General features: G+C 57.6%; 20 protein-coding genes. 14 read left to right on the forward strand and 6 right to left on the reverse strand.

Features of this window, described 5'->3' with window-relative positions:
• Positions 1 to 37: 37 nt before the first annotated feature.
• Entirely contained in the window at positions 38 to 694 is a 657-nt protein-coding gene (gene flgA, locus FND52_RS02515) for a flagellar basal body P-ring formation chaperone FlgA (RefSeq protein WP_125292126.1), read from the reverse strand.
• Positions 695 to 847: 153 nt separating this feature from the next.
• Between flgA and flgB the strand changes: the two genes are divergently transcribed.
• The 11 genes from flgB to flgL all read left to right on the forward strand — a co-directional run bounded on the left by flgB (position 848) and on the right by flgL (position 10,698).
• Complete coding sequence (gene flgB, locus FND52_RS02520) at positions 848 to 1,264, forward strand: flagellar basal body rod protein FlgB (RefSeq protein ID WP_125292125.1); 417 nt, start codon at positions 848 to 850, stop codon at positions 1,262 to 1,264.
• Between the two features lie 2 nt (positions 1,265 to 1,266).
• Positions 1,267 to 1,671 (forward strand): flagellar basal body rod protein FlgC, encoded by a 405-nt coding sequence (gene flgC, locus FND52_RS02525; RefSeq protein ID WP_125292124.1) that lies wholly within the window; start codon positions 1,267 to 1,269, stop codon positions 1,669 to 1,671.
• 10 nt (positions 1,672 to 1,681) lie between these two features.
• Positions 1,682 to 2,368, forward strand: coding sequence for a flagellar hook assembly protein FlgD (gene flgD, locus FND52_RS02530; RefSeq protein ID WP_144129211.1), 687 nt, complete (start codon positions 1,682 to 1,684; stop codon positions 2,366 to 2,368).
• A 24-nt stretch (positions 2,369 to 2,392) separates the two neighbouring features.
• Entirely contained in the window at positions 2,393 to 3,610 is a 1,218-nt protein-coding gene (gene flgE, locus FND52_RS02535; protein ID WP_125292122.1) for a flagellar hook protein FlgE, read from the forward strand.
• Between the two features lie 19 nt (positions 3,611 to 3,629).
• Positions 3,630 to 4,385, forward strand: coding sequence for a flagellar basal body rod protein FlgF (locus FND52_RS02540; RefSeq protein WP_125292121.1), 756 nt, complete (start codon positions 3,630 to 3,632; stop codon positions 4,383 to 4,385).
• A 12-nt stretch (positions 4,386 to 4,397) separates the two neighbouring features.
• Positions 4,398 to 5,180 carry a flagellar basal-body rod protein FlgG gene (flgG, locus tag FND52_RS02545; protein ID WP_125292120.1) on the forward strand — a complete coding sequence of 261 codons (783 nt, stop codon included), beginning with the start codon at positions 4,398 to 4,400 and terminating at the stop codon, positions 5,178 to 5,180.
• Between the two features lie 55 nt (positions 5,181 to 5,235).
• A complete protein-coding gene (gene flgH, locus FND52_RS02550; protein ID WP_125292496.1) occupies positions 5,236 to 5,934 on the forward strand; it encodes a flagellar basal body L-ring protein FlgH in 699 nt (232 codons plus the stop codon).
• Positions 5,935 to 5,945: 11 nt separating this feature from the next.
• Positions 5,946 to 7,043, forward strand: coding sequence for a flagellar basal body P-ring protein FlgI (locus FND52_RS02555; protein WP_125292119.1), 1,098 nt, complete (start codon positions 5,946 to 5,948; stop codon positions 7,041 to 7,043).
• A 9-nt stretch (positions 7,044 to 7,052) separates the two neighbouring features.
• On the forward strand, positions 7,053 to 8,000 hold the full coding sequence (gene flgJ / locus FND52_RS02560) for a flagellar assembly peptidoglycan hydrolase FlgJ (RefSeq protein WP_144129212.1): 948 nt from the start codon (positions 7,053 to 7,055) through the stop codon (positions 7,998 to 8,000).
• 76 nt (positions 8,001 to 8,076) lie between these two features.
• Entirely contained in the window at positions 8,077 to 9,720 is a 1,644-nt protein-coding gene (flgK, locus tag FND52_RS02565) for a flagellar hook-associated protein FlgK (RefSeq protein ID WP_125292117.1), read from the forward strand.
• A 15-nt stretch (positions 9,721 to 9,735) separates the two neighbouring features.
• Entirely contained in the window at positions 9,736 to 10,698 is a 963-nt protein-coding gene (gene flgL, locus FND52_RS02570; protein ID WP_144129213.1) for a flagellar hook-associated protein FlgL, read from the forward strand.
• A 91-nt stretch (positions 10,699 to 10,789) separates the two neighbouring features.
• Here the strand turns inward: flgL and FND52_RS02575 are convergent, their stop codons facing one another.
• From FND52_RS02575 to FND52_RS02585, 3 genes are all read right to left on the reverse strand, one after another.
• Positions 10,790 to 11,437, reverse strand: coding sequence for a ParB N-terminal domain-containing protein (locus FND52_RS02575; protein ID WP_125292115.1), 648 nt, complete (start codon positions 11,435 to 11,437; stop codon positions 10,790 to 10,792).
• Complete coding sequence (locus tag FND52_RS02580; RefSeq protein WP_144129214.1) at positions 11,422 to 12,666, reverse strand: phosphoadenosine phosphosulfate reductase; 1,245 nt, start codon at positions 12,664 to 12,666, stop codon at positions 11,422 to 11,424. Before FND52_RS02580 ends, FND52_RS02575 begins: the two co-directional genes overlap by 16 nt.
• A gap of 186 nt (positions 12,667 to 12,852) precedes the next feature.
• The gene (locus tag FND52_RS02585; RefSeq protein WP_144129215.1) at positions 12,853 to 14,064 is read right to left on the reverse strand and encodes an MFS transporter; all 1,212 of its coding nucleotides are present in this window, start codon (positions 14,062 to 14,064) and stop codon (positions 12,853 to 12,855) included.
• A gap of 114 nt (positions 14,065 to 14,178) precedes the next feature.
• Between FND52_RS02585 and FND52_RS02590 the strand changes: the two genes are divergently transcribed.
• Positions 14,179 to 15,138 carry a LysR family transcriptional regulator gene (locus FND52_RS02590; protein WP_144129216.1) on the forward strand — a complete coding sequence of 320 codons (960 nt, stop codon included), beginning with the start codon at positions 14,179 to 14,181 and terminating at the stop codon, positions 15,136 to 15,138.
• A 7-nt stretch (positions 15,139 to 15,145) separates the two neighbouring features.
• Here the strand turns inward: FND52_RS02590 and rne are convergent, their stop codons facing one another.
• Positions 15,146 to 18,373, reverse strand: coding sequence for a ribonuclease E (rne, locus tag FND52_RS02595; protein WP_144129217.1), 3,228 nt, complete (start codon positions 18,371 to 18,373; stop codon positions 15,146 to 15,148).
• Between the two features lie 570 nt (positions 18,374 to 18,943).
• Here rne and rluC point away from each other — a divergent pair.
• Positions 18,944 to 19,897 (forward strand): 23S rRNA pseudouridine(955/2504/2580) synthase RluC, encoded by a 954-nt coding sequence (gene rluC, locus FND52_RS02600; protein ID WP_125292495.1) that lies wholly within the window; start codon positions 18,944 to 18,946, stop codon positions 19,895 to 19,897.
• Positions 19,898 to 19,934: 37 nt separating this feature from the next.
• Here the strand turns inward: rluC and FND52_RS02605 are convergent, their stop codons facing one another.
• Complete coding sequence (locus FND52_RS02605; RefSeq protein ID WP_125292110.1) at positions 19,935 to 20,516, reverse strand: Maf family protein; 582 nt, start codon at positions 20,514 to 20,516, stop codon at positions 19,935 to 19,937.
• A gap of 140 nt (positions 20,517 to 20,656) precedes the next feature.
• Between FND52_RS02605 and yceD the strand changes: the two genes are divergently transcribed.
• Entirely contained in the window at positions 20,657 to 21,178 is a 522-nt protein-coding gene (yceD, locus tag FND52_RS02610; RefSeq protein WP_125292109.1) for a 23S rRNA accumulation protein YceD, read from the forward strand.
• Positions 21,179 to 21,220: the final 42 nt, after the last annotated feature.

Below are 21,220 nucleotides of genomic sequence, written 5' to 3' on the forward strand. Positions count from 1 at the left end.
CGATTACCCGCGCCTGGATGAGTGTAGAGGCAAGAGATTATAGCGTTATCAGAATATTCCCATCATTATCTACCGTTCCGCTGACCACCTGACCGTTGGCCATGCGCACCCGGGCATTTTGCGTTACGGCAGCATTATTTAACGCCTGGCCTTCACTGTTGACGCTGAACCCCTGGCCGGTGGCAATCACCATAACGCGCTGACCGGCTTTTACCCGCCAGGGCTGGCGCACCATCGACATCGTCAGGGTTTGCCCCGGCGCTAAATCGCGCAGCGTCTGGGACTGGCGCGCCTGATCGAGCGACAGCATCGCCCGCGGCGGCAGCTGGTCCAGCCGACCGCGTTGCAGGCGCAGATTCCCGTCATTCAGCTCGCTGCCGCGTGCAACCGGGGCGCTCGCCACCACATACTCGCCGTAAGCCTGAACCGTCACCTGTAAATAACGCTTATCGTTAGCGCAGCGCGCCAGCACACTCAGGTTGCCCCACAGCCTGGCGTTGCCGGGCAGGCTGTAAGCCGGATTGTCACAGGCGGGCCAGTTGCTTTGCGGCGACTTGACCGTGACCTGAACCTCGTCGCTGATACCCGCCAGTCGTTGGGCGAAAAAAGCCGTCAATCCTGCGGTCACATCGGCCTGAGCCGATGCGCTAAGCAGCATCAAAACGGTAGCAAGCGTGGCGGGTAGACGTTTCATCCGAGACTCCGGTAGCGCGATGGTGAAGATTTTACCGCGACTCGTGATGACTCAAGGCAACAAATAGCGACGCATTTTGCGCTTATTCCAACGATAAGGCGAGGTGGTCGCGCATTAAGCTGTCGCCATCACCATGCTATTCGCGGAGGAACCATGCTCGACAAACTCGATGCCGCGTTGCGTTTTCAGCAGGAAGCGCTCAATTTGCGCGCGCAGCGTCAGGAGATCCTGGCGGCGAACATTGCTAATGCCGATACCCCGGGCTATCAGGCCAGGGACATCGATTTCGCCAGCCAACTCAAACAGGTAATGGAGCGCGGACGGGCTCAAGGCAACACGGTTGCACTGACCATGACCTCCGCTCACCACATTCCCGCCCAGGCTTCCACGGCCCCATCCACCAACTTGCTGTACCGCATCCCCGATCAACCGTCGATGGACGGCAACACCGTGGATATGGACCGCGAACGTACCCAGTTTGCAGATAACGCGCTGAAATACCAGACGGATCTGACGCTGATGAGCGGGCAAATCAAAGGCATGATGAACGTGCTGCAACAAGGAAACTAATCATGGCGCTGCTCAATATTTTTGATATCGCCGGTTCAGCCATGACCGCGCAATCGAAACGCCTCAACGTGGCGGCGAGTAACCTCGCCAACGCCGATAGCGTGACCGGGCCGGACGGCCAGCCCTATCGCGCTAAACAGGTGGTATTCCAGGTGGATGCCCAGCCCGGTGCGGCCACCGGCGGCGTGAAGGTCAGCCAGGTGGTGGAGAGCCAGGCACCGGACAAGCTGGTCTACGAGCCAGGCAATCCGCTGGCGGACGCCAACGGCTACGTCAAAATGCCGAACGTCGACGTGGTCGGCGAAATGGTCAACACCATGTCGGCGTCGCGCAGCTATCAGGCCAACGTCGAAGTGCTGAACACCGTGAAAAGCATGATGCTGAAAACGCTGACCATCGGACAATAAGGAGAAAACCATGTCCATTGCCGTTAACGTTAACGACCCAACCAATACTGGCGTCAGCGGAGCCAGCTATTCCACCGGTTCCAATAGCCTGACCGGCAGCAGCGCGTCCGATCTCCAGAGCAGCTTTCTGACGCTGCTGGTGGCGCAGTTGAAAAACCAGGACCCCACCAACCCGTTGCAGAACAACGAATTGACCACCCAGCTGGCGCAAATCAGCACCGTAAGCGGGATCGAGAAGCTGAATACCACGCTGGGCGCGGTCTCCGGCCAGCTTGATAACAATCAGTCGTTGCAGGCCAGCGCGCTGATCGACCGCGGGGTGATGATCCCGGGCAGCACGATCCTGGCGGGTAAAGAAACCACCACCCCATTCGGCGTTGAGCTCCAGCAGGCGGCGGATAAAGTCACCGCCACCATCACCAATAAAGAGGGCGTGGTGATGCAGACCCTGGACATCGGCAAGCTCAGCGCGGGCGTTCACACCTTTAGTTGGGACGGCAAGATGACCGACGGCACCGCCGTGCCGGACGGCGCGTACAACGTGACGATTTCGGCAAGCTCTGCCGGTACGCAACTGGTGGCGCAGCCGCTTAATTTCGCTTTAGTCAACGGCGTGACGCGCAGTAATGGCAACACCCTGTTGGACCTGGGCACCTACGGCACTCTCGCAATCAGCGAAGTGCGACAAATTATCTAACGCTTGCACTTACAGGAGTAAGACATGGGCTTTTCTCAAGCGGTCAGCGGCCTGAATGCTGCGGCCTCCAACCTGGACGTGATTGGCAACAACATTGCCAACTCCGCGACCTACGGTTTTAAATCCGCTTCCGTTTCTTTTGCGGATATGTTCGCCGGCTCTAAAGTGGGCCTCGGCGTTAAAGTCGCGGCGGTGACCCAGGACTTCAGCGACGGCATCACCACCAATACCGGTCGTGGCCTCGATGTCGCCATTAGCCAGAACGGCTTTTTCCGCCTGGTGGACAGCAACGGTTCGGTGTTTTACAGCCGTAACGGCCAGTTCAAACTGGATGAAAGCCGCAACCTGACCAACATGCAGGGCATGCAGGTAACCGGCTACCCGGCAACCGGTACCCCGCCGACCATTCAGCAGGGTGCCAACCCGGTTGGCCTGACCATCCCGAACACCCTGATGCCGGCAAAAGTGACCACCACTGCGTCAATGGTGGTCAATCTCAACTCCTCGGATAAAACCATCGAGGCGGGCGTAGCGTTTAACCCGACCAACGCCGATAGCTACAACAAAAAGGGCAGCGTCACGGTATTCGATACCCAGGGTAACGCCCATGACATGAACGTCTACTTCCGTAAAAACGCCGACAGCAGCTGGGCGGTGTACTACCAGGACAGCAGCGTGGCGAACAGCCCGGTTTCCGCGCCGACCACCATGACTTTTGACGGCAACGGTAACCTGACGGCACCGACCAACCCGGCGACGATTGCGATGACGCCTGGCTCGCTGAACGGCGTAGCGCCAACGCCGTTTACCCTGGATTTCACCGGTTCAATGCAGCAGAACACTGGCTCCAACAATATCGTCTCTACCGAGCAGAACGGCTATAAGCCGGGCGACCTGGTGAGCTATCAGATTAACGATGACGGCACCGTAGTCGGCAACTACTCCAACGAGAAGCAGCAGCTGCTGGGCCAGATCGTGCTGGCAAACTTTGCCAACCCGGAAGGGCTCTCATCCCAGGGCGATAACCTGTGGGAAGCGAGCAACGCGTCCGGCGTGGCGCTGCTGGGCACCGCGGGCAGCGGCAACTTCGGCCAGTTGACCAACGGCGCGCTGGAAGCCTCTAACGTCGATCTGAGTAAAGAGCTGGTCAACATGATCGTGGCCCAGCGTAACTACCAGTCCAACGCCCAGACCATCAAAACCCAGGACCAGATCCTGAACACGCTGGTTAACCTGCGTTAATGCCTGACGGGACGGCCTAATGGATCACGCTATTTATACCGCTATGGGGGCTGCCAGCCAGACCCTGAACCAACAGGCGGTCAATGCCAGCAACCTGGCGAATGCTTCTACGCCGGGTTTCCGCGCCCAGCTTACCGCGCTGCGCGCGGTGCCGGTGGAAGGCTTATCGCTGCCGACCCGCACCCTGGTGGCGGCATCCACGCCAGGGGCCAATATGTCCCAGGGGGCGCTGGATTATACCTCGCGTCCGCTGGACGTGGCGCTGCAGCAGGACGGCTGGATCGCCGTACAGAGCGCGGCGGGAACCGAAGCCTATACCCGTAACGGGAATATCCAGGTCACTGCCGGGGGGCAGTTGACCATTCAGGGTAATCCGGTGATGGGCGACGGCGGCCCGATTGTGGTACCGGAAGGCGCGGAAATCACCATCGCGGCGGACGGCACCATTTCGGCGCTCAACCCCGGCGACCCGCCAAACACCGTCGCACCGGTAGGCCGTCTGAAACTGGTAAAGGCCGATGGGAATGAGATCGTGCGCGGCGATGACGGATTATTCCGCTTAAGCGCCGCCGCGCAGGCGCAGCGCGGCCCGATGTTGCAGGCCGACCCGAGCATCCGCGTGATGTCCGGCGTGCTGGAAGGCAGCAACGTCAAACCCGTCGAAGCGATGACCGATATGATCGCCAACGCCCGACGCTTCGAGATGCAGATGAAAATTATCTCCAGCGTCGATGAAAATTCTCAGCGGGCTAACCAGCTGCTGTCGATGACTTAATAAGGGCACTTTATGATTAGCTCATTATGGATTGCGAAAACCGGCCTCGACGCCCAGCAAACCAATATGGACGTGATCGCCAACAACCTGGCGAACGTCAGCACCAACGGCTTTAAGCGCCAGCGCGCGGTATTTGAAGATCTGCTGTATCAAACCATCCGCCAGCCGGGTGCGCAGTCTTCCGAACAAACCACGCTGCCGTCCGGCTTGCAGATCGGTACCGGCGTCCGTCCGGTGGCCACCGAGCGTCTGCACAGCCAGGGCAACCTGTCGCAAACCAGCAACAGTAAAGACGTGGCGATCAAAGGCCAGGGCTTTTTCCAGGTGATGTTGCCGGACGGCACCTCTGCCTATACCCGCGACGGTTCGTTCCAGGTGGATCAGAATGGCCAGCTGGTGACGGCGGGCGGTTTCCAGGTCCAGCCTGCGATCACCGTCCCGGCAAATGCGCTCAGCATCACTATCGGTCGCGATGGCCTGGTGAGCGTGACCCAGCAGGGCCAGGCCGCGCCGGTTCAGGTCGGGCAGTTAAACCTGACCACCTTTATGAACGACACCGGTCTGGAAAGCATTGGTGAAAACCTGTACATCGAAACCCAGTCCTCCGGCGCGCCGAACGAAAGCACGCCGGGGCTGAACGGTGCCGGCCTGCTGTATCAGGGCTATGTGGAAACCTCGAACGTTAACGTGGCGGAAGAACTGGTGAATATGATCCAGGTGCAACGCGCTTACGAAATTAACAGTAAAGCGGTCTCCACTACCGACCAGATGCTGCAAAAACTGACGCAACTCTAACGTGATCCCGGCGCGGTTCACGCCGCGCCGGGCACGAATACTGAAGATGAAAGCAATGCAAAATACCGGTGCGCAATATCGCCCTCTATTCATCGCCCTGATGGTGACGTTATCCGGGTGTGCCTGGGTCCCCTCGAAGCCGCTGGTGCAGGGCGCGACAACCGCGCAGCCCGCGCCAGGCGCCGCGCCGGTGGTCAACGGTTCTATTTTCCAGTCCGCCCAGCCGATTAACTACGGCTACCAGCCGCTGTTTGAAGACCGCCGACCGCGCAATATCGGCGATACCCTGACGATTGTCCTGCAGGAAAACGTCAGCGCCAGCAAGAGTTCCTCGGCTAACGCCAGCCGCGACGGCAAAACCAACTTCGGCTTTGACGCCGTGCCGCGCTATCTACAAGGATTATTCGGCAACGACCGCGCCACCGTGGACGCTTCCGGCGGCAACAGCTTTAACGGCAAAGGCGGCGCTAACGCCAGCAACACCTTCAGCGGCACGCTTACCGTGACCGTCGACCAGGTACTGGCGAACGGCAACCTGCACGTGGTGGGCGAAAAACAGATCGCCATCAACCAGGGCACAGAATTCATTCGTTTCTCCGGTGTCGTGAACCCACGCACCATCAGCGGCAGCAACACCGTTCCGTCCACCAACGTGGCGGATGCGCGTATCGAATATGTCGGCAACGGCTATATCAACGAAGCGCAGAACATGGGCTGGCTGCAGCGTTTCTTCCTTAACTTATCGCCGATGTAAGCGAGGTGACTATGTTGAAATCACTCCTCACAATCGGGTTGTTGCTGGTGGCGTCGTTCGCCCAGGCCGACCGTATTCGTGACCTCACAAGCGTACAGGGCGTACGGGAAAACTCCTTGATTGGCTACGGCCTGGTGGTTGGCCTGGACGGAACGGGCGACCAGACCACCCAGACGCCGTTTACCACCCAGAGCCTGAATAACATGCTCTCCCAGTTAGGCATTACCGTGCCGCCGGGCACCAACATGCAGCTGAAAAACGTCGCGGCGGTGATGGTGACCGCGTCGTTCCCGGCCTTCGCCCGCCAGGGGCAGACCATCGATGTGGTGGTGTCCTCAATGGGTAACGCCAAAAGCCTGCGCGGCGGCACGTTGTTGATGACCCCGCTGAAAGGCGTGGACAACCAGGTTTACGCGCTGGCCCAGGGTAACATTCTGGTCGGCGGCGCGGGCGCGTCGGCAGGCGGCAGTAGCGTTCAGGTTAACCAACTGAACGGCGGGCGCATCACCAACGGCGCGGTGGTGGAGCGCGAGTTGCCCAGCCAGTTCGGCACCAGCAACACCCTGAATCTGCAACTGAATCAGGAAGATTTCACCCTGGCCCAGCAAATCACCGACACCATTAACCGCGCGCGCGGCTACGGCAGCGCCACGGCGCTGGACTCCCGCACCATTCAGGTGCGCGTGCCGACCGGCGGCAGCTCCCAGGTGCGCTTCCTGGCGGATATCCAGAATCTGGAAGTCAGGGTCGCTCCGCAGGATGCCCGGGTGATTATCAACTCGCGCACCGGCTCGGTAGTGATGAACCGTGAAGTCACGCTGGACAGCTGCGCAGTGGCGCAGGGCAATCTGTCGGTGACCGTCAACCGCCAGCTGGACGTCAGCCAGCCGGATACGCCGTTCGGCGGTGGGCAGACGGTGGTGACGCCGAACACCCAGATCGATATGCGTCAGAGCGGCGGCTCGCTGCAAAGCGTACAGTCCAGCGCCAGCCTGAACAGCGTGGTGCGGGCGCTTAACGCGCTGGGCGCGACGCCGATGGATTTGATGTCGATTCTACAATCGATGCAAACGGCGGGCTGCCTGCGCGCCAAACTGGAAATCATCTAGGTCATTGTTATGCTGAACGACACCAAACTGCTCTCCAGCGCCGCGTGGGACGCGAACTCGCTGAACGATCTGAAAGCCAAAGCGGGGCAGGACCCGAAGGCGAACGTCAAAGCGGTGGCCCAGCAGGTCGAAGGCATGTTTGTCCAGATGATGCTGAAAAGCATGCGTGAGGCGCTGCCGAAAGACGGCCTGTTCAGCAGCGACCAGACGCGGCTTTACACCAGCATGTATGACCAGCAAATCGCCCAGCATTTGTCTGGCGGTAAGGGGCTGGGCCTTGCGGACGCCATGGTTAAGCAGATGACCAGCGAATCCCAGCAGCCTGCCGAAACGCCGGACCAGGTGCCGCTGAAGTTCGATCTGGAAACCATCAACCGCTACCAGACCCAGACCCTGGCACAGACCGTGCGCCAGGCGGTGCCACGCGCGCCGTCCCAGGAGGAACCGCTCAGCGGCGACAGCAAAGACTTCCTGGCGGCGCTGTCGTTGCCTGCCAAACTGGCCAGCGAGCAGAGCGGCGTGCCGCATCATCTGATTCTGGCCCAGGCGGCGCTGGAATCCGGCTGGGGACAACGCCAGATTTTAAAAGCCAACGGCGAGCCGAGCTTCAACCTGTTCGGCATTAAAGCCAGCCCCGGCTGGAAAGGCGAAGTGGCGGAAATCACCACTACCGAATATGAAAACGGCGAAGCCAAAAAGGTGAAGGCCAAATTCCGCGCTTACGGCTCGTATCTGGAAGCGCTGTCGGATTACGTCAACTTACTGACCCGCAATCCGCGCTATGCCGCCGTGACCAGCGCGGCGACGGCGGAGCAGGGCGCGACGGCCCTGCAAAACGCCGGTTACGCCACCGATCCTCACTACGCCCGCAAGCTGACCACCATGATTGGCCAGCTGAAAGCGATGAGCGAAAAAGTCTCCAAAGCTTATAGCAACGATATTTCGACTTTGTTCTGAAAATGCCTCAAGTCTGGTAGCACGCTGCCGATAACGGTAAGCAGGAACCGAGTCTGAAAGTTCATAAGGAACCTCCATGTCCAGTAGCTTAATTAACAGCGCAATGAGCGGCCTTTCTGCGGCTCAGGCGGCACTGAATACTGTCAGTAACAACATCAACAATTACAATGTTGCGGGCTATACCCGTCAGACGACGGTGCTTTCTCAGGCCAACAGTACGCTGGGTGCCGGTGGATGGGTGGGCAATGGCGTTAACGTCACCGGTGTACACCGTGAATATGACGCGTTTATCTCCAATCAGTTACGCGCCGCGCAGAACCAGAGCAGCGGCCTGACGACGCGCTATGAGCAGATGTCGAAAATCGACAATATGCTCTCCAGCAGCACCAACACGCTGTCGTCCACCATGCAAGATTTCTTCAAAACCATGCAGACGCTGGTGAGTAATGCGGAAGATCCGGCGGCGCGCCAGGCACTGTTGGGCAAGGCGGAAGGGTTGGTTAACCAGTTCCGCGTCACCGACCAGTATCTGCGCGATCAGAATAAAGAAGTGAATGGCTCTATTACCACCAGCGTTAGCCAGATCAACACTTACGCGAAGCAAATCGCTAACCTGAACGACCAGATTTCACGCCTGACCGGCGTGGGCGCTGGAGCCTCGCCGAACGATTTGCTCGATCAGCGCGACCAGCTGGTATCTGAACTTAACAAGATCGTTGGCGTGGAAGTGACGGTTCAGGATGGCGGCACTTACAACGTGACCGTCGGCAACGGCTACACCCTGGTGCAGGGCAGCACCGCGAACCAGCTGGCGGCAGTGGCGTCCAGCGCCGATCCGTCGCGCACGACGGTGGCGTTTGTCGATAAGACCGCGGGCAACGTGGAAATCCCGGAAAAATTACTCGGCACCGGCAGTCTCGGCGGCCTGATGACCTTCCGCGCCCAGGATTTGGACCAGACGCGTAACTCTCTGAACCAGATGGCGCTGGCGTTTGCCGATGCGTTCAACACCCAGCATAAAGCGGGTGTGGATGCGAATAACAAGGAAGGCACCGATTTCTTCGGCTTCGGTAAACCTGAAGCGTTGAGCAATGCCAAAAACAGCAAGCCGGGCGCAACCTTTGAGGTGAGCTTCGCGAAGACATCTGAAGTCCAGGCGTCGGATTATAAGGTCACCCGCGTCAACGGCGAATGGCAGGTGACGCGTTTGTCTGACAATGCCAGCGTGAAGCCGACCGATAACGGCGACTCCATCGAGTTCGACGGTCTGAAAATCGACATTACCGGTACGGCAGCCAATAACGATTCGTTTATGGTGAAGCCAGTTACCAACGCCATTATCAATATGGAAGTGAAGATTAAGGACGAGTCGAAAATCGCCATGGCAGGTGGGTTAGACAGCGGCGAGAGCGACAACACCAACGGCCAGAAGCTGCTCGACTTGCAGAACAATAAAATGGTCGGCGGCAATAAAACCTTTAACGATGCCTATGCCAGCCTGGTGAGTGACGTCGGCAACAAGACCAGCACGCTCAAAGTCACCAGCACCACCCAGAGCAACGTGGTGGTGCAGTTGACCAACCAGCAGCAGTCCATCTCCGGGGTCAACCTCGACGAAGAGTACGGCAATCTGCAACGTTTCCAGCAATATTACCTGGCGAATGCCCAGGTGCTTCAGACGGCATCCACGCTGTTTGATGCGCTGCTGTCCATCCGCTAACGGGAGAATTGATCGATGCGTATCAGTACTCAAATGATGTACCAGCAGAATATGCGCGGCATTACCAACGCGCAGACCGAATGGCTGGGTTACGGGGAGCAAATGTCCACCGGCAAACGGGTGAACAAAGCGTCGGACGATCCGATTGCCGCTGCGCAGGCGGTGGTGCTGTCCCAGGCGCAGGCCGAAAACAGCCAGTACACCCAGGCGCGTTCGTTCGCGACCCAGAAAGTCTCGCTGGAAACCAGTGTGCTTACTCAGGTCACCACCGCGATCCAGACCGCGCAGGAAAAAATCGTTCAGGCAGGCAACGGCACGCTGAGCGATGATGACCGCGCATCGCTGGCTACCGATTTGCAGGGGATCCGCGACCAGCTGTTGAACCTGGCGAACAGCACCGACGGCAACGGACGCTATATTTTCGCCGGTTTTAAAACCGCTACCCCTCCCTTCAGCGGCGACGCGGGCAATATCGAATATAAAGGCGGGAGTGAGCAAATCACCCAAAAGGTGGATTCCGCGCGCAGCATGGTGATTGGCCATACCGGTGATTCGGTTTTTATGAACATCACCAGCAATGCCGTACCTGAGCCAGCAGGCAGCACTCAGGAGAAAAGCCTGTTTAATATGCTCGACACCGCTATTGCCGCGCTGAAAACGCCAAAAACCGGGGCCACGGAAGATGAGCAGGCCGCTCTGGATGCGGTTATTGATAAAACCAACCGCGGCCTGAAAAACTCGCTCAACAATGTATTGACCGTGCAGGCCGAACTGGGTACTCAGCTGGCCGAGCTGAGCAGCCTGGATACCCTGGGCAGCGATCGCGCACTCGGGCAAACGCAACAGATGAGTAATCTGATTGATGCGGACTGGAACTCGGTGATTTCATCCTATGTGATGCAGCAAGCCGCGCTTCAGGCCTCTTATAAAACCTTCACCGATATGCAGGGCATGTCGCTGTTTCAGTTGAACCGCTAAGGCGAAAGATTTGAGCATATTTTGAAACTGGATATGCTTTATGCCCGCTTCCGCACCCCGGAGCGGGCTTTTTTTTATCTCATAATGACGGCTAGTCCACCGTCCAGGCTTCTGAGTATTTACGGTCGGCGAACATCTCTTTCAGGCCTGCGGTTTGTTTCAGACGCAGCACCTCATCGGGTTCCATCCCCAGTTCTTTCGCTATCTGTTCATCAGTCCAGCCGTAGTGGCAGAGCTCCAGAACCAGCTCAGACATGGCGGGAACCTGATGCTTGCCCCGGGCGCGGTTATGGCGAACGGTAGAGGCAATGTTCGCCTCGCGTCCACCCCGATCCGCCGGAAGAAAAACCACCGGCATATAACCGCGCAGCCGCGCCACCAGCGTGCGGTCTTTTAACCCGGCGCGGAAACGATGCGCTCCATCAACCAGGTTCAGCGTCTCCTCCGGCGACGGCGTCACCACCACCGGCTGGGTATAGCCGTCTTTGATCAGCGAATGCGCCAGCAGTTTGCGTTCAGCCGCCGCCATCACGTTTGGGTTGTAGTTGTTTTCTTTTAGCTGCGTGGCTTTGATCCACACAACACAATCTACCGGCTCCTGCTTAAAGGGGCTCAGGGTATGAAGATGGCGTTTAATCTGATTGAGCGCATCAATACGTTTTTCCTCAGATAATCCCTTCAACCACTCGGTGAGCGGCGCCAGTAAATCCGCGAGGGCGGGGGTCATAGTACTTGCCATAGTTTACGTTTCTCCTGAACGCGCTTTTTCCAGCGGTCGTAATGATGAGTACGGGTCGGGCTGAACGACAGCGACCGGCACCAGTAGTCGTTGCGTAGCAGGGTGCGGCAGATGCGCCGCCATGATGGAACATCGCGGCTGCCGGTGTCTTTGTCCTGGCAATCGGGAATATCATCCGGATAGTCCCGATTGCGGTACCACTGTAGGTAAATGGCGATCTTGTTACGGTAATGCTCTGCCGTAGACGGCGGCAGGCTGTCGAGTAAAAACAGCGCGTACTCTTTCCAGGTTTTATTCTGTGGCTTGACGAGCTGCCCCTGACCATAAAATCCGTTGCGCTCGGCGGCGTATAACTCTCCGGTATGCGCGCCGCTTACCCGTCGGCAGATCCGGTCCCACAGTTCCGGTTCAAGAACATGAAATAACCATAGCCCGGCGCGCTGTTCCGGGCCGAATGGCTCGCAAATTCGCATATAGCGTGGCTTTACTCCCGCCTGGTGCATCAGTTCATACAGCGGATTGCACAGCGCGCGCGTCCGGGCGAACCAGGACCAGACATCCGCTGTTCGCCAGTCATAGACAGGCGAAACGGTGCAGGCACCAGAGGTCATACTGGATGTGGTCCAGGGCTTATCCACGCTGTAGCGATTTTTGCGGCGGTCACAAATGCTCTGAAAACGCATTAAAGACTCATCGGCGCGCATGCCCGTCAGGATGGCGGTGGGGGTGATGGGCTCGACGCGGGCCAGCCAGTCGTTAAAGGCGGGGACAAAATCTTCAAAGGTTATACCGGGGGTATAAAACGGGAAAAAAACGGGATCGGTAATGGCGTCGTCCGGCGGAGTGCGAACCCATTCAATACCGGGTTCCCAGGCTGTCCATTCCGGTTGGCAGGCTGATGTGCCATTGACGGTGGTGACAGGCAGCGCGATCCAATAAAAGGTTTCCGTACAGTCGGCATATAGGCTCTTCATCGCCTGAATATGATTGATGGTGTACTGAAACTGCACCTCCCAGTCGATAAACATGACGCTAAACTTTCTGTTACGCTTACGCGCCTCCCGCGCCGTGAGATGAAATAATAAAGTGGAGTCTTTCCCGCCGGAAAAGGAAACGCAAACGCGGGAAAAGGTATCGAAAACCCATGAAATCCGCTTAACAGCCGCATCGTAGACATCCATATTGAGCGGGATTTTTCGATCCCGTGATGTTGCCTGGATAGTGCTCATAACATTCCCTTTTGTCCGTTCCTGGATAATGACGCCCGGCGTAATCCGTATTGCCGGGCCTGACTTAAGATCGAGTTACTTACTCTGTAGCTATTAATTATCAGTGACTTAGTACTTCCTGTAACAGCCGAATGGTAGCGCAAATTGATAGTTGGATGAGTACTCTGCCCCGGTTTTAGGAATTTGCTAATACGAGGCGTTTGTCCGCGCATCACGCTGGCGCTGTTCCGCCAACCGCACCAGCAGGCCGCCAGCGCTGGCTACTACGGCAAGCATGACCACGCCCATCCAGCCATATTCTTCCCACATAGCACTGCCCAGAATCGAACCTACTGCCATACCAATAAATACGCCGGTAAACAGCAGGGCATTCAGACGGCCACGCGCCTGTGGATCGAGCCGGTATACCAGCGTCTGGTGCGCCACCAGCGAGGATTGTAGGCCCAGGTCGAAACCCACCGCGCACAGCGCAATCATTACGAGCTGCCAGAAAGGCGACAGCAGCGGTAGAAATATCATTAAACCAAATGAAACAGTGGCCAACGCGGCGGCATATTGGGTAACCCGGTTAGCACCCAGCTTGTCGGCCAGCGAACCTGACAACGGGGCAGCCAGCGCGCCCGCAGCCCCGGCGATACCGAATGCGCCAGCGACGGCGCTGCCCATATGGAATTGCTGGCTTAACATCACGGCGAGCATTGACCAGAAGGCACTAAAGCCAATCGAAAGTAACCCCTGCGCCAGCGCGGCGCGACGTAACGCAGGATGGCGGCTCCACAGACCCACCATTGACTTCATCAGCGATGGGTAACCCAGTTCCGCTTGCGCGGCAAAGCGCGGCAGTACGCGCCACAGGGCCAGGCCGATCAGGGCGATGCTCAATGCTGCCAACTGGTACATGGCGCGCCAGCCAAAGGCCGCACTCACCAACCCGCTCACGGTGCGGGATAACAGGATCCCCAACAGTAAACCGGTCATCACCATACCCACGGCTTTACCCTGCTTACCGGAGGCAGAAAGAATGGCGGCAGCCGGCACGATATCTTGCGCCACGGTGGCGGAAGCGCCCAGCAGCAGGCTCAACGCCAGCAGGCTGTGTTCGCCGGTAGAAAAACTATACAGAACCAGCATCAGGGCCAGGGTGAAAGATTTCACCATGATAATGATACGCCGATCGAAACGGTCGCCGAGCGGCAGCAGAAATAAGATCCCCAGCGCATATCCAGCCTGGGTCAGCGTGGGGATTAACCCCAGGCTACTGATGCCGAGATGTAAATTATCGCCAATCAGCGGCAGTATCGGCTGCGCGTAATAAATTGATGCCACACTGAAGCCAGCAGCGGTAGCAAGCACCAGCAAAGTACGCATCAGCGCCGAAGAAGAAAGGGAAGTGGTCATGGGTAAAGCCTCATGCTCTGGAAGATGTGAGGATTGTCGGTGACAGGAGGCTGGCGCGGTAGCGGGACAACTGATAAAACGGTTATACGCCAGGCGTATGTCCGGGAAAATTAAATGGCAAATGAACGTATAGACCGAATTGAGTTGATGAACACCTTTATCCGCATCATCGAAAGCGGATCGCTCAGCGCGGCGGCGGTGCAGCTGAATACCACTCAGGCGACCGTCAGCCGCCGGCTTAAATCGCTGGAAGAGATGCTGGGCTGCAAGCTGCTGCTGCGCACCACCCACGCCATGAAGCTGACCGACGATGGCGAACGCTGCTATCAGCATGCTAAAACCGTGACGGGCCACTGGATGATGCTGGAAGACGATCTGCGCAACGCCGGAGATGAACCAGTGGGCACGTTGCGGGTCCGGGCACCGCACGCGTTTGGTCAGCAGCAGCTGATTGCGCCGCTGACGCAGTTTCTTCGCCAGTATCCGCAGATGAATGTGGAGTGGATGCTGAACGATAAAGCCCCGCTGTTTGTCACCGAGAATATCGATTGCGCTATCCACCTCGGCGCGCAGCCCGATCCGTCAACCATTTCAGTGCTGCTGGCGGAAGTGCCGCGCATCGTGGTTGCCGCGCCGGAATTGCTGGCGGGTTATCCGCAAATTGACCAGCCTGAGGCGCTGACCGCGTTGCCCTGGGTGGCCTTAAACCTGTTTTATCAACAGGAAGTGACGCTCAGGCAGGTTGCAGGGGGCGAAACGCGAACGCTTGCCATCGCGCCGCGTCTGAGCACTGACAGTCTGTATGCCGTGAGAGAGACGGTGTTGGCAGGGTTAGGCGTGGGTATCGTCTCGGCGTGGATAGTGGCGCAGGATCTTGAGCAGGGCAAACTGGTGCATGTCCTGCCGGAGTGGCAGGCCGCGCCGCTCCCGGTCTGGCTGGCCTATCCGTATAGCCGCTACTATCCCGCACGCTTGCGTAAATTTCTCGAGCTGATGCGGGAAATTCTGCCTGGATTAATGGGGATGCAGCCGCCGGATAGGCGAAAAAAAAGCCGGTCATCAAGACCGGCTTAGGGGGAGGTTACTCAGCCTGACCCGGGCGGGTGGCTGGCGCGGTAGCCTGGTGGCTGGCGCTGTGGCCGCCCGCGGAGCCTTTACCGCTAAAATCAAACGGTTCACGCACCCAGTCGCTGTGACGCGGCGCTTCCGGCACGTATTCCGGGGCCGGGGCACGCGTCATCGGCGCGCTGGCGACCGGTTTTGCGGCCGCGGGCTGCGCTTCAGGTTGCGGCTCCGCTTGTACAGGCGCAGCGGCTTTCACCGGTTCTTCCACTTTTACCGGTTCAACAACCGGTTCGGCAACGTCGGCTTCCGGCGTCTCAACAACCGCTGGCTGCTGCTGTTCAGCTTCACGCGCGGCAGGTTGCTCCTGCGGTGCATCGGCGATGCTTTCTTCTGCAACAGGCTCAACCACCACGGCTTCCTGAGCCGTTTCCTGCACGGCTTCAGCAGCTGGCGCAGAGTCTACCGGTTTGGCTTCTTCAGCAACCTGCTCAGCAACAGCGTCATCCTGCGGCGCAATGATTTCCGGCTGGGCATCGACCGGCGCAGCAATCACTTCCGGATGGGTCGTTTCAACCGGTGCCACTTCAGCGATTTCGGTTGCTACTGGCGCAATCTGAATCGTCTGCTGTTCCACAGTTGCGTCAACCGGCTGTTCCTGCTGTTCAACCACCGGCGCTTGCGCGACCGGGTAGCGGATCCAGACTTTGCCGGACGCCATTTCCGGTGAAGCGCAGGCAACGGTTAACGGCATTGGGGATGTGGTTGGGTAACGCTCGTCACGGTAGCGACGACGACGCTGGCCGCTCACGCGCAGATGACGCGGCGAACGACGAGAGCGACGCGGCATGCCGTTGGCGTCTGCGCGATTTTCAGCGTTTTCTTCCGGCTCGCTGGTCTCGGTTTCAACCACAGCAGGCAGCGGAATAGTGGCCAGTTCGGTACGCTGGGCCGGCACGGTTTCCTGCGGCTCAACGTCAACAATGGCTTCCGACTCGACCACTTCATCTGTGAAGCGAACTTTCTGGGCCAGCTGGCGCTGTTTACGGCGCGGCATCACCTGAACGCGTTCTTCCTGCTCGGCATCCTGCTCCGGACGCTCTTCGCGATTCAGCGCTTTAACATCCTGCTGTGCCTGGCGCTTGTCTTCAGAACGGCGGCGGCTGCGCTCGCGGCGCGGCTGCTGCTCGTCACGGCCTTTGGTCTGTTCGGTCTCATCAACGGCGACATCGCGGACTTCACGCACCTCAGCGGTCTGCTGCTGAGCCTGACGACGGTTGCGGCGGTTTTCATCGCGCGGCTCACGTGGCTCACGCGGTTCGCGAGGTTCACGCGGCTCACGTCCTTCACGATTATCACGGCTGTCGCGTCCCTGACGATCGTTGCGATCGCGGCGGTTGTTCTGGCGACGATTATTACGGCGATCGCCACGCTGTTTCTCTTCACCCGCTTCTTTCTTCGGCTCTTCTGCAACCGGGGCAGGCGCGGCTGGCTCACCGGCGAACAGCGATTTCAGCGCGTTGATAAAGCGGCTAAACAGGCCCGGCTGGGACGGCTGCGGCGCGGCAGGCTGCGGCGCGGCTTGTACTTTTGCCGGGGCTTCCTGAACGGCTTTGGTCTCTGGCGGCGCAGGCGGGATATCCGGCATTGCGAAGGTGGCTAACGCCGGCTCTTCCGGACGCTTGCGTTCGGCTGGTTCGTCGTCAGACGGCATTGCCATCGCTTCTTCATGCAGCTTCGGCAGCATGTAGCTCAGGGTTTTGGTCTCTTCGCCTTTACGCACGCGCAGCACGGAATAATGCGGGGTTTCCATCTGGTCGTTCGGCACGATCACCGCGCGTACTCCACCCTGGCGGGTTTCGATTGCGGTAATGGCGTCGCGCTTTTCGTTCAGCAGATAAGAAGCAATCGGCACCGGAACAATGGCGTGAACTTCTTTGGTGTTCTCTTTCAGCGCTTCTTCTTCAATCAGACGCAGAATCGACAGGGACAGGGATTCGTTGTCGCGAATGGTGCCGGTACCGCTACAGCGCGGGCAGACGTGATGGCTGGATTCGCCCAGTGACGGGCTCAGGCGCTGACGGGACATTTCCAGCAGGCCGAAGCGTGAAATATGGGAGATCTGAATGCGCGCGCGGTCCTGACGAACAGCTTCACGTAGACGGTTTTCCACCGCGCGCTGGTGGCGCACCGGGGTCATATCAATAAAGTCGATAACGATCAGGCCGCCGAGGTCGCGCAGGCGCAGCTGGCGGGCGATTTCATCCGCCGCTTCCAGGTTGGTGTTGAAGGCGGTTTCTTCGATATCGCCGCCCCGGGTTGCGCGGGCGGAGTTGATGTCGATTGCGGTCAGTGCTTCGGTACTGTCGATAACGATAGAGCCGCCGGACGGCAGGCGCACTTCGCGCTGGAACGCAGATTCAATTTGCGATTCGATCTGGTAGTGGCTGAACAGCGGGATTTCACCGGTGTACAGCTTAATTTTGCTGCTGAAATCCGGGCGGCCCAGCGCAGAGATGTGCTGGCGAGCCAGCTCAAGCACTTTCGGGTTATCGATCAGGATTTCGCCGATGTCCTGGCGCAGATAGTCACGGAAGGCACGCACAATCACGTTACTTTCCTGGTGGATCAGGAACGGTGCAGGGCGGCTTTCAGCGGCTTTCTTGATGGCTTCCCAGTGTTTCAGGCGGAAGCTTAAGTCCCACTGTAGCGCTTCGGCGGATTTACCCACGCCAGCGGTACGCACGATCAGACCCATGCCGTCCGGCAGTTCGAGACTGGCCAGCGCTTCTTTCAGTTCGGTACGGTCGTCGCCTTCGATACGGCGAGAGATGCCGCCCGCGCGCGGGTTGTTCGGCATCAGAACCAGGTAGCTGCCCGCCAGACTAATAAAGGTGGTCAGGGCCGCGCCTTTGTTACCGCGCTCTTCTTTGTCGATCTGAACGATAACTTCCTGGCCTTCGCGCAGCACATCTTTGATGTTTGGACGACCATGGGAAGCATAGTTAGCAGGGAAGTATTCGCGGGCGATTTCTTTAAGAGGGAGAAAACCGTGTCTCTCAGCGCCGTAATCAACAAAGGCGGCTTCAAGGCTGGGTTCAATGCGGGTGATTTTTCCTTTGTAGATGTTAGCTTTTTTCTGTTCGTGCCCTGGGCTTTCAATATCCAGGTCGTACAGGCGCTGCCCGTCCACAAGGGCGACACGCAACTCTTCTTGCTGAGTCGCGTTGATTAACATTCTTTTCATCGTAACTTACTCATTATTCTTACATTGACGACTAAGCTGCGGGCAAGATATCGCCTTTCCGGGTATGAACCGATGGCCTCGTGACTATTCACGTCGCCAACCTCACGGTTGTCGCTCGCTTAAGAGGCGCAGAGTGTCGGTAGCCTGTATTTCATCTGGAAATACAGCGCAATTATCAGGGGAACTGCCTGGGATGTTTCGCCAGAGAAGCTTCCATTTACCGGTAAGGACTGCAACCCGCAGCCCGCTAACTGCCTGAAGGTTCAATACGTCTTACGCCATTGCTGCGTGGATGAACGGTCAGGCAAAACTGGTAATTCCGCAAAGTTCCTTGTCTCAACAAGTTTTAACACGGAAAACTGCAGCATTATTCCATTGCTAAGCTTGTTATAGCAAGATGACTTTTGCCATTTATCACCCGGTTACTCACAGTTTCTTAACCACAAATTACCGATTGTTGTTATATCCACCAATCCGGTGATTCATAAGCCGCCAGAATCCGGGTGACAGTAAGTATAAGCATATAAAAATGAGTGGCGCTAATGAATGTCGATAATTAGAATCGCCACCATGAAAACTGAGACCCCAGCCGTAAAAATCGTTGCCATTACCGCTGATGAAGCGGGGCAGCGTATCGATAACTTTTTGCGCACCCAATTAAAGGGTGTGCCTAAGAGCATGATTTATCGCATCCTTCGCAAAGGCGAGGTGCGGGTAAACAAAAAACGTATCAAACCTGAATACAAACTCGAAGACGGCGATGAAGTGCGTATTCCGCCGGTGCGCGTCGCCGAACGTGAAGAACAGGCGGTATCTCCACATCTGCAAAAAGTCTCTGCGCTCACCGAGGCGATTTTGTATGAGGATGATCATATCCTGGTGCTGAATAAGCCCTCCGGCACCGCCGTGCACGGCGGCAGCGGATTGAGCTTTGGGGTGATTGAAGGTCTGCGCGCATTGCGCCCGGAAGCCCGCTTCCTGGAGCTGGTCCACCGTCTCGACCGCGACACGTCCGGCGTCCTGCTGGTGGCGAAAAAACGTTCGGCGCTGCGTTCGCTGCATGAACAGTTGCGCGGCAAAGAGATGCAAAAAGATTACCTGGCGCTGGTGCGCGGGCAGTGGCAGTCGCATGTGAAAGTGGTACAGGCACCGCTGTTGAAAAACATCCTGCAAAGCGGCGAGCGCATCGTGCGGGTGAGTAGTGAAGGCAAACCATCGGAAACGCGTTTTAAAGTGGAGGAGCGTTATGCGTTCGCCACGCTGGTGCGCTGTAGCCCGGTGACGGGCCGCACCCACCAGATCCGCGTGCATACTCTGCATGCCGGTCATCCTATCGCCTTTGACGATCGTTACGGCGACCGTGAATTTGATAAGCAGTTGGCGAATACTGGATTAAGCCGCCTGTTCCTGCATGCGGCGGCGCTGAAATTCCAGCACCCTAATACTGGCGAGACGATGCGCGTCGAAGCGCCGCTCGACAATGCGCTTAAACACTGTCTGAACGTGCTGCGCAACGGCAAGTAACAGCAATGGCCCGGTTTGATACCGGGCTTTTTTTAGGTTATGCCAGCGGATTTATCCCTTCATTACGCAGCATCTGGCATAGCGCGATCAACGGCAGGCCAACCAGCGTGTTCGGATCGCGTCCACTTAAGCGTTCAAAAAGCGTAATACCGAGACCTTCGCTTTTAAAACTGCCCGCGCAATACAGCGGCTGTTCCTTCTTTACATAGCCCGTAATTTCTTCGGCACTGAGAGCGCGAAAGTGCACGTCAAACGGCTCGCATTCGGTTTGCAGCTGGCCGTTGGCGGAATTATACAGCGCCAAACCGGTATAGAAGGTGACGACATGGCCGCTGGCTCTGGTCAATTGCCAACGCGCGTTTTCTTCGCTCAACGGCTTACCGGTGATGTTGCCGTCCAGCACGCAAACCTGATCGGAGCCGATGATCAAATGATTCGGAAAACGGCCTGCCAGCGACTGCGCTTTTTGCTGCGCCAGACGCACCACCAGATGGCGGGCATCTTCGTTAGGTAACGGCGTTTCATCGCAGTCCGGCGCGGCGGTTATAAACGCAAGGCCCAATTTTTCGAGCAGGCTTTGACGGAAGGGGGAGGTCGAAGCGAGTACCAGTTGAGTCATTTTTTTCTGCCATAATTCGCGAATCTAATTATGACATCTTAAACTGTGGACAATGCTGTGTGTGATTTATTAGCAAATGGCATGTTGATACCGCCTTTTCCTTTGACTCTATGACATTACGACGTTAATATGCGCGCCCTATGCAAAAGGTAAAATTACCCCTGACTCTCGATCCGGTTCGTACCGCTCAAAAGCGCCTTGATTACCATGGCGTGTACACCCCTGAACAGGTGGAGCGCGTCGCCGAATCAGTTGTCAGTGTGGACAGCGATGTGGAATGCTCCATGCGCTTCGCCATCGATAACCAACGTCTCGCGGTATTAACCGGCGATGCGAAGGTGACGGTGACGTTGTCATGTCAGCGTTGCGGGAATCCGTTCTCCCATCAGGTCCACACAACGTATTGTTTTAGTCCGGTTCGTTCAGACGAACAGGCTGAAGCACTCCCGGAAGCGTATGAGCCGATTGAGGTTAACGAATTCGGTGAAATCGATCTGCTGGCGGTTGTCGAAGATGAAATCATCATCGCGCTGCCGGTGGTTCCGGTGCATGATCATGAACACTGTGAAGTGTCCGAAGCGGACATGGTATTTGGTGAACTGCCTGAAGAAGCGCAAAAGCCAAATCCGTTTGCCGTATTAGCCAGCTTAAAGCGTAAGTAATTGGTCTTCCCCGCGCAAACGGGGTAAACCGTAATTGAGGAG

The sequence above is a fragment of the Atlantibacter subterraneus genome (genome assembly GCF_007570865.1).
Lineage (GTDB): Bacteria > Pseudomonadota > Gammaproteobacteria > Enterobacterales > Enterobacteriaceae > Atlantibacter > Atlantibacter subterraneus.